Annotated in this window: 4 protein-coding genes; 3 read left to right on the top strand and 1 reads right to left on the bottom strand. The window is 69.3% G+C overall.

What is annotated here, in order from left to right:
• Window positions 1-18: 18 nt before the first annotated feature.
• Window positions 19-1470 carry an MFS transporter gene (locus OM076_RS01190; RefSeq protein ID WP_270037462.1) on the top strand — a complete coding sequence of 484 codons (1452 nt, stop codon included), beginning with the start codon at window positions 19-21 and terminating at the stop codon, window positions 1468-1470.
• Between the two features lie 166 nt (window positions 1471-1636).
• Window positions 1637-2551, top strand: a complete 915-nt coding sequence (locus OM076_RS01185) for an alpha/beta fold hydrolase (protein WP_270037460.1) — start codon at window positions 1637-1639, stop codon at window positions 2549-2551.
• Between the two features lie 268 nt (window positions 2552-2819).
• Here OM076_RS01185 and OM076_RS01180 read toward each other — a convergent pair whose 3' ends face one another.
• Window positions 2820-4040: an epoxide hydrolase family protein gene (locus tag OM076_RS01180; RefSeq protein WP_270037459.1), complete on the bottom strand. Its 1221-nt coding sequence runs from the start codon at window positions 4038-4040 to the stop codon at window positions 2820-2822.
• A gap of 318 nt (window positions 4041-4358) precedes the next feature.
• Here OM076_RS01180 and OM076_RS01175 point away from each other — a divergent pair, with 318 nt between their 5' ends.
• Entirely contained in the window at window positions 4359-12578 is an 8220-nt protein-coding gene (locus OM076_RS01175; protein ID WP_270037457.1) for an OmpL47-type beta-barrel domain-containing protein, read from the top strand.
• Window positions 12579-12593 lie beyond the last annotated feature (15 nt).

The following is a 12593-nucleotide window of genomic DNA, read 5'->3' as shown; positions in this document are numbered from 1 at the left end:
CGATGGCACGGTGAGGACATGCCGACGTTGCCGATGGAAGAAGCCAAGACGGCGGCTCCGCCGCCGGACGAATACCGCCCCGACCCGGATCGCTGGAAGGCGCTCGCCGTCGTCCTCGCCGCCGGATTCATGACGCTGCTCGACGTCTCGATCGTCAACGTCGCCCTGCCGAGCATCGAGCAGGGCCTGCACGCGCAGGCGAATGCGCTGGAGTGGATCGTCGCCGGCTACGCGCTCGCGCTGGGCCTGCTGCTCGTGCCGTCGGGCCGCTTCGGCGACGCGCACGGCCGGCGGCCCGTGTTCATGGTCGGTGTGGCGCTGTTCGTCGTCGCCAGCGCCGCGTGTGCGCTGGCGCCGACGGCGCTCGCGCTCGTGTTGATGCGAATCGTCCAAGGGTTCGCCGGCGGTCTCATCAGCCCGCAGATCTCAGGCCTCATCCAGAGCCTGTTCCGGGGCCAGGAGCGCGGCAGGGCGTTCGGCCTGTTCGGCTCGACCATCGGTGTGTCGACCGCGGTCGGCCCGCTCGTGGGCGGCGCGCTGATCGCACTGTTCGGCGTCCACGACGGCTGGCGGGCGGTGTTCTTCGTCAACCTGCCGATCGGTGCGGCGATCCTGCTGCTCTCGCGCCGCTACCTGCCGGCGCCGACCGCGGCCGAGCGCCGGCCCCAGGCGCTCGACCCGCTCGGCGTCGTCCTGCTGGGAGCGGCGGTCCTGTGCATCCTCGTCCCGTTCATCGAGCAGCGCGCGTGGCACAGCCCGCTGCGACTCGCGCTCTTCCCGCTCGCCGCCGCGCTGCTGGTCGCGTGGGTGCTGCACGAGCGCCGCTACGGTCGCACCCGCGAGCCGCTCGTGTCGCTCGACCTGTTCCGGATCCGCTCCTACGCGCTCGGCGCCCCCGTGGGCCTCTTCTACTTCGCCGGGTTCATCGCGGTGTTCTTCATCCTCACCCAGTACCTGCAACTCGGGCTGGGCTACCCCGCGTGGAAGTCCGGTCTGGCCGCCACGCCGTTCGCGCTCGGCGGCGCGCTGGTCGCGTCGGCCGGCAGCCGCCAGGTGCTCCGCAGCGGCCCGAAGCTCGTGGCCTTCGGGCTCGCGATGGTCCTCGTGGGGCTGGCCGGCGTCTGGCTGGCGGTGGGCGCCCATCCCGGCCACGACGTCGCGCTGTGGACGGCGCTGCCGCTGCTGATCGCCGGCCTCGGCGGCGGGCTCGTGATCTCGCCCAACCTGACCCTCACGCTGTCCCAGGTGCCGGTCGAGCGCGCCGGCAGCGCCGGCGGCGTGCTGCAGACCGGCCAGCGGATCGGCACGGCCGCCGGCATCGCGATCACCGGCAGCGTCTTCTACACCCAGCTCGCTTCGTCGCACGGCGACTACGCCTCGGCGTTCCGCCACGGCATCGTCAGCATCGCGGCGTTCGTCGCCGCCGCGCTCGCGCTCGTGCTGGCGGACGTGTTCACGCGCGGCGCTTGAACGTGTCTCCGGCGGCAAGCCGGCGCAGCTCGCACTGGTCGCGGCACGGGACCCGCCGGCGACACGGGCCACACCAGCGAGGAGACCAGGGCCCCCACGGGCGCGACGCCGGAGCGACAGCGCCAAGCTCGTCTGTATCAACGAACACGCTGGAGAGGAGATACTCATGAGCTCGGCCGATGCAGTGACCAGGCTTGTTTTGGAGGATGGGACCGAACTTCGGGAGGGCTATGCCGATCTCGGGGACGTGACGTTGCACTACGTCGAGGCCGGCGACGGGCCGCTGGTCGTGCTGCTGCACGGCTTCCCGGAGTTCTGGTACGGCTGGCGGCGTCAGATCGCGCCGCTCGCGGCGGCCGGATTCCGCGTGGTCGCGCCCGACCTGCCCGGCTACAACCTGTCGTCGAAGCCCGATGGCACCGCGGCGTACACCGCCGGCAAGCTGGCCGACGACGTGCGCGATCTGATCCACGAGCGCGGCGCCGAGTCCGCGCTCCTGGTCGGTCACGACTGGGGCGGAACCGCCGCCTGGGCCACGGCGATGTACCACCCCGAGGTCGTGGACCGCCTGGCCATCCTCAACGCCGCCCACCCGCGCAAGCTCAACGAGGGCCTGCGCCACCCGAGCCAGCTCGCTCGGTCCTGGTACTTCTTCTACTTCGCCCTCCCCGACCTGCCCGAGCACCACGTGCGCGCGAAGGACTGGGAGTTCTTCCAGCACTTCCTGCGTGACGCTCAGCCGCCCTATACGGAGCAGGAGACCGAACGCTACCTCGAGGCGTGGGAGCAGGAGGGCGCAGCGACCGCGATGATCGACTACTACCGCGCCGCGGTGCGGCCGCCGAAGGGCACCAAGACGGAGCTTCTCCCGATCTCGGCGCCGACCTTGGTCATCTGGGGCGAGAAGGATCGCTACCTCGGCCCGGACCTCGCCGAGCCCCACCCCGAAGACGTGCCCAACCTCGACCGCGTCGAGCGCCTGCCCGACGCGTCACATTGGGTCCACCACGACGAGGCCGAGCGCGTCAACCAGCTGCTCATCGACTTCTTCGCCCCCGCCCGCACGACGTCGGCGGCGTAGCACGCTCCCCCGATGCGGATCGTGGCCGGCGTCCTCGACGCCGGCCACGTCCGGACCCCAGCGCCGACGCCCACGACGGTGGGGGGTGATCGCCAACGCGGCGACCGGGCTCGACAACGTCGTCGGGCTCGTCGTCGTCGCGACGTTCGCACTGTTCGAGCTGGCACGCGGATGGGGGTGCGGAACGAGAGCTTCCTGACAGGCAGCTCTGGTTACACACCCCCTCGCCGCGGGGTGATCACCGCACGGAATGCTTCTGATGCCGGCGCTATTTGCGCAGCGACCTGAACGCGGCGCGCAGCTCCTCGCAGAAGATCTGGGGCTGCTCCCAGGCTGCGAAGTGTCCGCCTCGGTCGACCCGGTTGTAGTGGATGAGGTTGTTCGGATACGCGCGCTCGGCCCAGCTGCGCGGCGCCTGGTAGAGCTCGTCCGGGAACACGGTGATGGCGAACGGGATCGTGATGGCCTTGGCCTCGAAGAACCCCGCCTGGTTCTCCCAGTACAGGCGAGCCGCCGAGACGCCCGTGTTGGTCAGCCAGTAGAGCGTGATGTTGTCGAGCAGGTCGTCCCGCGTGAGGTCGGTCTGGTAGGAGCCGTCGAGAACGCGCTTGACCAGGCCGGGCTGGCCGGTCCCGTCGCCGTGATCGAGCGCGAACGCGGCGAGGTCGATCGGGGAGTCGGCCAGCCCGTAGAGCGTCTGCGGGCGTGTCGACATGATCTGCGCGTAGGCCACGTGCTTCGCGTAGAACGTGCGCAGCTGTTCGTACGCGCGCAGCTCCTCGTCCGAGAGGCCGGACGGTGGCGGGTCGCCGATCAGGAAGCCCTGGACGAGCTCGGCCGGGGCGGTGCCCGGCATGTTGGAGTGGATGCCCAGCAGACCGGGAGGCGCCTGCATGCCCAGGTTCTGCGTCACGGCCGCGCCCCAGTCGCCGCCCTGCGCCACGAACTCGGTGTATCCGAGGCGGTGCATCAGCTGCGCCCAGGCGCGGGCGGTGCGCGCCGGGTCCCAGCCGGGGGTCGTCGGCTTGGCGGAGAACCCGTGGCCCGGCAGTGACGGGATCACGAGGTGAAACGCGTCCGTCTCGCTGCCGCCGTGCGCTGTGGGATCGGTGAGCGGCTCGATGATCTTGAGCTGCTCGATGATCGAGCCGGGCCAGCCGTGCGTGACGATCAGCGGAAGCGCGTGCTCATGCCGCGAGCGGACGTGGATGAAGTGGATGTCCAGCCCGTCGATCTCGGTCAGGAAGTTCGGCAGGCCGTTCAGCCGAGCCTCGCATCTGCTCCAGTCGTAGCTCGTCGCCCAGTAGCCGGCGAGCTCCTGCATGGTCGCGAGCGGCACGCCCTGCGAGTCGTCGTCGACCGTCTCCTCCTCCGGCCACCTGGTCGCGCGGATGCGCCGGCGCAGCTCGTCGAGGTCCTCCGGGGCAAAGCCGATCTGGAACTCCCGGACGTCGGTACCGGCACCCGCTGAGACTTCCGTCGCGGACATGGGGTCCTCCTTAGGTCGTGTGGCACCGGGATGCTCGCCGGTCCCGCGCCGCATCGCGCCCGTCAACGCCCTGGCCGAGGTCCCTGGGAAAGGCGGCGTGGCATTCGGCTCGCCGTCCGCCGAATGAGTACGCGAGTGTGCAACCATGAGATCGAGAGATACGATTTGGTCGCAAAAGTGCCGATCCAGGCGTTAACAACTGCACAAGGATCGATCTTCAGCGCCTCGATGACGTCTAACTTGCGCTCATCTTTCTCCTTCGCTTAGACTTTCATCGTGAGGACCGACAGAAGTCGGTCCAGCGAGAGGAGAGGGTGAATGCGGGGACACCGGAAGGTGCGGATGGCCATTGCCGCCGCACTGACGACGGGCGCGCTGCTTGCGACCGCGAGCGCAGCACAGGCGCAGCGGCCGGCGTCGCTGGGCGAGGGCGCGCCTGTCGGCCAGAGCGGCATCCAGCTGTACAACTTCAGGGACTACCTGAGCAGCGGGTCCGGGGAGATCCTCTGTCCGGCGTCACCGGCACCGGCGACGCCCTACTGCGTGCCGACGCTGCCGGCCAACAACGTGACGGCGCGCATGGAGCGGCTGTTCGCGTTCCTGCAGGCGCAGGGGATCAAGAACGTCGAGCTGTACGGGTATCCAGGTAACCCGTTCCCGAGCGGCTCGAGCCCGCAGGGCAACCGGCAGGGCCTGCTGGACCTGCGAGCGCTGGGAGACAAGTACGGCATCCGCTTCCCGGCTCGTCACGGCAGCCTGAGCGAGAGCACCTGGGACGGGGAGATCGCCGCCGCGAAGATCCTCGGCCAGGAGATGGTCGGCGAGGGCGGCGCGGACGGCGCCGGTGGTCTCGGCAGCCTCGCGCAGACGCTCTCGACCGCCCAGCAGCTCAACAAGCTCGGCAAGCGCTCGGTCGAGGCCGGCGTCGGCCCCGCGTACTTCCACAACCACAACAGCGAGTTCAGCACGCGCTTCACCGACGACGGCTCGCTCAAGAGCGCGTGGGAGATCGTGATGGACCACACCGACCCGCGCTATGTCTCCGCGCAGATCGACATCGGCTGGGCCGTGTGCGGGTCCTCGGGTCACGCGACGCCTTCAGATCCGGCCGTCGGCGCGGACTACGTCAACCGCATGATCCAGAAGTTCGGCAGCCGGGTGGTCTCGTTCCATGTCAAGGACATGGTCGCGAGCGGCATCCGCCCGGACTGTGGCGACGGCGACCAGCGCACGGTCGGCCAGGGTGGCATCAACTTCGCGCCGATGCTCGCGTCGGCCAAGGGCAAGACCAAGTACTACTTCTCCGAGCGCGACCCGGTCGGGCTCGGCGGCGCGACGAACTTCAACCCGTTCCGCAACAGCGCCGAGAGCGCGATCGCGATGAAGGGCGATCCCGCCCCCTCGCTGAAGGCCAGCCCGACGCTCTTCTCCTCGGTGCCGAAGGGCACGCCCGCGTCCGCCAACCAGGTGCCGATCAAGGTCACCAACGACGGCAACGCCCCGCTCGTGATCAACAACGGCGACAACGCCATCCGGATCCTGGCCGACGCCGATGACGGAGGCGCTGCCACGGCCGCGGACTTCCTGGTCGTCAGCGAGGACTGCCGCGGCAAGACGCTGGCGCCGAACGCGAGCTGCACGCTCAACGTCGGCTATAAGCCGACGCGCTCGAACTTCACCTCGGTCGCCCGCATCGTGATCGATTCCAACAGCGATGACGCGGTCGAGCGGATCCTGATCACCGGCACGCAGACGCCGCCGAAGGTGCTCGTGTTCCACGGGCCGTCGGATGCGACCGTGGACGCCGGGATCGCCGCGATCAAGGATCTCGGAACGGCGAACGACTTCGCGGTCGACGCGTCCCCGTCCGCGGCCAACTTCACCGCGACGAACCTCGCGCAGTACCGCGCCGTGGTGTTCCTCAACAACCCGGGTGACCTCCTCAACGCCGCGCAGGAAACCGCGCTGCAGGGCTACATCCAGGGCGGCGGCGGGTTCGTCGGCATCGGCTCGGCCGCCGAGGCCGAGCCCAGCAACACGTTCGTCACCGGACTGATCGGCGCCCGTCCAGACGCCGCCAGCCCGACCACCGCTTCCGACCAGGTCGTCGTGTTCGGCGACCGCGTGCATCCGTCCACCAAGGGCCTGCCGCTCGAGTGGACCCGCAATGACATCTACTACCGCTGGACCACGCGCCCCACAGGCACGGTCCACACCGTCGCGCGCTACCGCGCGGTCGGCGCGGCGGCCGGCGACGGCACCACCACGGGCGGCACCGACTGGCCGATCTCCTGGTGCCGTGACTATCAGGGCGGCCGGACCTTCTACACCGGCATGGGCCGGACCGCCGCCAGCTATGGCCAGGCGAACTTCACCAAGCACCTGCTCGGCGCGATCGAGTGGTCCGCGGGCATGGTCCGCGGTGGCTGCAAGGCCACGATCATGTCCAACTACTCGACCGAGCGCCTGGTCAACGCCGCCAGCGGCGACCTGACCAACAGCGGCGAGTCGCACGGCGTGTCACTGGCCAACAACGGCTGGGCCATCTACATCGGTCGCGCCGACTGCCGCACCAACGCCGACCGCGGCAAGATGATCGGTCAGGCCTCCACCCCGATCATCAGCGACTTCGCCAACCGCAACGTCGGCGTCGGTTGCGGCCCGATCCATGTCTACGACCCGAAGGCCGACAACGGCACCGTCAACTCCGGCGTCACGCAGGCGGCAGTGCTGCCCGTCTACGGCGATCGTGGGGGCGGAAACGAGGTCAACGGCAAGATCGAGACGGGTCTGCTCGGCGTCGCCGCCGCGCCCGACTTCGGGACGACCGGCCACGTCTACCTGCAGTACGTCCCGACGTTCAACCCGGACAACCCGGTTCACGCGGGCATGGCCGACGGCGACCAGCGCCGGATCACGAAGATGGCCCAGGCGCGGATCTCGCGCTTCACCATCAACCTGCAGACCAAGAAGCTCGATCTCAACTCCGAGGTCGTGATCTTCAACTACGACCTGCAGATCTGGAGCTGCTGCCACCAGGGCGGCGGCATGGCGTTCGACTCCGAGGGCAACCTCTACGTCACCGTCGGCGACGACAACTCGTCGCAGAGCACGAACGGCTACTCGGGCAACTACCAGCCCCAGCGCTGCCCGACCGGTGACCCGACGCAGGCGACCAACACGCACTGCGGCGCCAACAACGTCGCGTTCAACGACGCGCGCAGAACCGCCGGCAACACCAACAACTACAACGGCAAGATGCTGCGCTTCAACCCGATCGACAACCTCGCCGACGGGGCGAAGCCGGTGGTCGGCGTCGGCACCACGTACTCCCTGCCGACGGCAAGCTCGCCCAACGGGCCGAACCTGTTCGACGGCACCGAGGGCGGCGGCGGCAAGGCGCTGCCCGAGATCTACGCCATGGGTCTGCGCAACCCCTCGCGCATGACGATCGATCCCGAGACGGACATCCCGTTCGCCGCGTGGGTCGGCCCGGACGCCGGCTCGCCCTCGGCCACCCAGGGTCCGTCGACGTACGAGACCGCGACGCAGCTGCCCACGGCGGGCAACTACGGCTGGCCGTACTGCATGGGCAACAAGCAGGCCTACCGCGACCGGATCGCGGACGGCTCGCTGCGCACCACCAACGTCGCCGGCTACGTCAACGGCGGGCCCGCCTCGGCCCCGACCGCGGGTTGGTACGACTGCAACAACCTCGTCAACGACTCGACGAACAACACGGGTCTCGTGACCCTGCCGCACGTCACCGGCACCGGCAAGGACGCGGGCACCGCCCACTCCAACAACGTCTGGTACAGCCGCGGCAACCCGAACAACGCCAACGGCTGCCCGGTGTTCCCGCGTGAGCTGGGCGCCAACAACGCGCCCAACTACGGCGCGAGCAACCCGACCCAGCTGTGCCCGTACCTGACCGCCTCCGGCGCGACGGTGTTCACCGGGCCCATCTACCGTTACAAGGAAGGCGCCGACAACTCCGCGCGCTGGCCCAAGTACTGGGACGGCCGCTGGTTCCTGAACGACTTCGGCAACAACAGCGCCAAGCACGCGCTGCTGCTCGATCCGGCGACCGATCAGGACGGCTCCCAGCCGATCTACGCGGACAGCTTCCGCGGCTCCCTCCCCTGGGGCGCGAACTACATGGACTCCAAGTTCGGTCCGGACGGCGCGCTCTACGTGCAGGTCTACGAGGGCTTCTTCACCACCGGCTCCAACGCCGGCCTGTACCGGTTCAAGTACACCGGCGGGGCTGACACTCCGGGCCCGGACCCGCAGTGGCAGAAGACCGCCGCGGCGCGTTCGATCCAGTTCTCGATCGGCGCCTCCGGCGGCGTGTCCTACGAGTGGGACTTCGGTGACGGCCAGACGTCGGCCGGCAGCAACCCGCTCCACACCTACGCCGACGCGGGCAACTACACGGCCAAGCTGACGGTGACCTACGCCGACGGCGAGAAGGCGACCAAGACGACGAGCGTCCCGGTCAGCGACGACACCGCCGCGCCGACGACGACCGTCCAGCTCAACGATCAGACGCCGGCCGCCACCTACACGGCCGCGGTCAAGGTCTCGCTGCGCGGCAATGACGGCACCGGCGGTGCCGGCGTCGAGTGGACCGAGTACCGGATCGACGGCGGCGCCTACACGCGTCGCGAGAACACCGCCAACGCCTCCCCGTTCGTGACCGAGTTCACGATCGGCGACGAGGGCTACCACACGGTCGAGTTCCGCTCGCGTGACCGCGCGGGCAACGTCGAGACCCCGAACGGGTCGGTCACGTTCGCGATCGACCTTCCCGGCGGCGGCAACGGTGGCTGCTCGCCGCAGTCGGATCAGTTCAACAGCTCGGCGCTCGATCCGAAATGGCAGATCGTCAACCCGGCCGCCGGCAACCCGCCGACCGTGGGCGGCGGGCGTCTGACGATGCCGATGCTGCAGGGCGACCTGTATACGAACGTCGGCAACGCGCAGGCGCTGATGCAGAGCGTGCCGACCGGCTCGTGGATCGCGACCGCCAAGGTCGCGCACGCGACCATCAACGCGGACGGCCGAGCGGCCGGCCTGGCGCTGATCAACACGCTCAACCCGAACAACCTGCTCAAGACGACGGTGCAGTACAAGGCCGACACCGATCCGAACACGGCCGGCAACCAGCCGGGCAAGTGGGCGGAGCGCGTGCTGACCTCCAACAACCAGTCGGTCGTCCTGCCGCCGGCGACGGTTCCGTGGCCCAACTCGGGTGCACTGAGCACGTCCGGCGACTTCATCTGGGTGCGCTTCGTCTATGACGACGCCACCAAGATGATCACGACCTGGTCCTCCTCGAACGGGACGACGTTCGCGTCGTTCGGCGCACCGATCTCGGTCACGCAGTACCTGTCCCAGCCGGGCGGGCTGCGCGTCGGCGTGTTCGCCAAGCACGACGCCGGCGGCACCGACGACATCGCCCAGTTCGACGCGTTCAACGTCGTGGCGAGCGCCGATCCGCAGACGCCGGGTGACGACTGCGGCGGCAACGGCCAGTGCCCGGAGACCGACGAGTTCGACGGTACCGCGATCGACCCGAAGTGGGCGCTCGTGAACCCGATCGCGGGCGCGAACCCGACGGTGGCCAACGGCCGCCTGGTGGTCCCGCTGCGCCAGGCCGACCTGTACGCGGCGGTGGGCACCGCCCAGCTGCTGCTGCAGCCGGTCCCGACGGGCTCGTGGACCGCGACCGCCAAGGTCGTGCACGCGGGTCTGACCGCGGACGGCGAGGCGCTTGGGCTGGGGCTGATCAACAGCTTCAACCCGAACTACTTCGTCAAGGCGGGCGTGCAGTACAAGAACGACACCGACCCGAACACCTCCGGCAACCAGCCGGGCAAGTGGGCGGAGCGGGTGCTGACCTCCAACGGGGCGGCGATCACGCTGCCGCCGGCGACCGTGCCGTACCCGAACTCGGGTGCGCTCTCCCCCAGCGGTGCCTACATCTGGGTCCAGCTCGCCTATGACGACGTGGCCAAGACGCTGACCACGGCGACGTCGACGGACGGGACCACGTTCACGACGTTCGGCGCGCCGATCTCGACGACGCAGTACCTCAACCAGCCGGGTGGCTACCGCATCGGCGTGTTCGGCAAGCGCGACGGCAACTCGGCGAACAAGAACGTCGAGCTCGAGTCGTTCACGCTCGAGTCGGGCAACTGCGGCACCGGCAATGACACGTCGGCGCCGACCACGACCCACGTGCTCGCTCCGGCGACGCCCAACGGTGACGGCGGCTGGTACGACACCGACGTCAAGGTCACCCTGACGGCGAAGGACAACGACGGCGGCTCGGGCCTCGACAAGACCGAGTACCGCGAGCAGGGCGCCGCGAACTGGACCGCCTACAGCGCCCCGTTCGACGTCACGACCGCGGGTTCGCACACGATCGAGTACCGCTCGACCGACAAGAAGGGCAACGTCGAGTCCACGCGGACGGTGACGTTCAAGATCGACAAGGTCAATCCGGCGACCACCGCCAAGCTCAACGGCGAGGATCCGAAGGCCACCTACACCGGTGACGTCGCGGTCGACCTCGACGCCACGGACGCGACCTCGGGCGTGAAGACGACCGAGATCCGCGTCGACGGCGGCGACTGGAAGCCGTACGTGGAGGAGGAGACGATCCTCAACACGGAGGCAGATCTGGCCAAGTGGGCGCAGGCCGGTCCGGGCAAGTTGACCTGGAACGCGGCCGGCGGCGGCTTCTTCCGCCCGTCCGGCGGTCTGGGCATGCCGTGGTACCCGGTCAAGGACTACGGCGACTTCGTCATGAAGTTCCAGTGGCGTGACTCGGCCACGGGTTCGAACGGTAACGGTGGCGCGTTCGTGCGCTTCCCGAACCCGGCCGAGGCCGTGACGCGCACCGCGGCCAACCGCTACCCGTGCCAGGTCGGCTCGGCCACGAGCGATCAGGCGTGGGTCGCGATCTACTGCGGTCACGAGATCCAGATCAACGACTACCAGTCAGACGCGCAGAAGACGGGCTCGATCTACAACTTCTCGCCGCTCAACGCCACGCAGGCGAAGGTTCAGCCGCGCGGTACCTGGGTGGATTACGAGATCAAGGTCGTCGGCCAGACCTACACGATCAGCCGCAACGGCGAGGTCCTGCAGACCTTCCAGAACACGCCCGGGAAGACGTCTTCCCGGTCGGGTGACCCGTCGACGACGGATCGCCAGTTCACGCGTGGCTATGTCGGCCTGCAGAATCACTCCGACGCCGACGTCATCGATTACAAGAACGTCCGCATCCTCTCGCTGGACGCGGGTTCGGTGAAGGGTCCGGTGACGGTCACCGGCAACGGTGCCCACACGGTCGAGTACCGCTCGACCGACGTCGCGGGCAACGTGGAGGCGACCAAGAAGGTCGACTTCACGATCGGCGCGGCGGGTGGCGACACCACGGCGCCCGTGACGACGCACACGCTCACCCCGGCGACCCCGGGCGCGGGCGGGACCTACAACGGCCAGGTCAGCGTGCTGCTGTCGGCGACCGATCCGGCTCAGGCCGGCGGTTCCAGCACGCCGAAGACGGTCGACGTCAACGCGTTCCCGGATCACTGGGAGCCCAACGCGCTGACGGCGAACACCGGTGACACGGTGCGCTGGAACTTCCCGACGGCCACGGCGGGAACGGTCCATGACGTGCACCTGATCAAGCCGGGCGAGGCCCCGACGAGCGCGGGGACGCAGATCGCCGGCATCACCGTGCCGGGCGGCGCGTCGGCCACCTCGGTCGTCGCCGCGGCCGGTGCCTACTCGTTCTACTGCTCGGTGCACGCGCACCCGGGCACGGACGGTTGGGAAGGCATGGTCGGCAAGGTCACCGTCACCGCGGGCGGCGGCTCCACCCCGGGCTCCGGCGTGGACTACACCGAGTACCGCATCAACACGGGCGGGGCGACCGGCGAGTGGGTCCGCAAGGACAACACGAGCTCGGCGAGCCCGTTCGTCAACACGGTCGGAGTCTCGGCCGTCGGCTCACACGTCGTCGAGTACCGCTCCAAGGACAAGGCCGGCAACACCGAGGCCACCAAGTCCGTGGCGTTCGCGATCGCGGCGCCCTCGGTCGGTGACTCCGAGGACACCGACGTCAACGCGGACGTTCCGCTGGTGATGTCGCTCGAGCTCACCGGAACGGCGGCCGTCGGCCCGCTGGCCCCCGGTGTGGCCAAGGACTACACCGCGTCGCTGGCGGCGAAGGTGACCTCCAGCTCCCCGACCACGTCGCTGTCCGCGGTGGACCCGAGCACGAACGCTCCGGGCCATCTGGTCAACGGCTCCGCGGTGCTCCCGCAGGCGCTGCAGGTCGGCGCCGGCGGCCCGTTCGCGCCGATCGGCAGCACGCCCGCACTCCTGAAGTCCTGGACCGGGCCGCTGGCCAACGACCCCGTGACCCTCGAGTTCAAGCAGCCTGTCAGCGCCACCGACAAGCTGGTCGCGGGTCACTACAGCAAGCGCATCACGTTCACCCTGTCGGCCACCACGCCGTAGCCGGCAGTCCGCAGG

The sequence above is a fragment of the Solirubrobacter ginsenosidimutans genome, from assembly GCF_027587205.1.
This window is presented reverse-complemented; position numbering and strand designations above follow the sequence as displayed.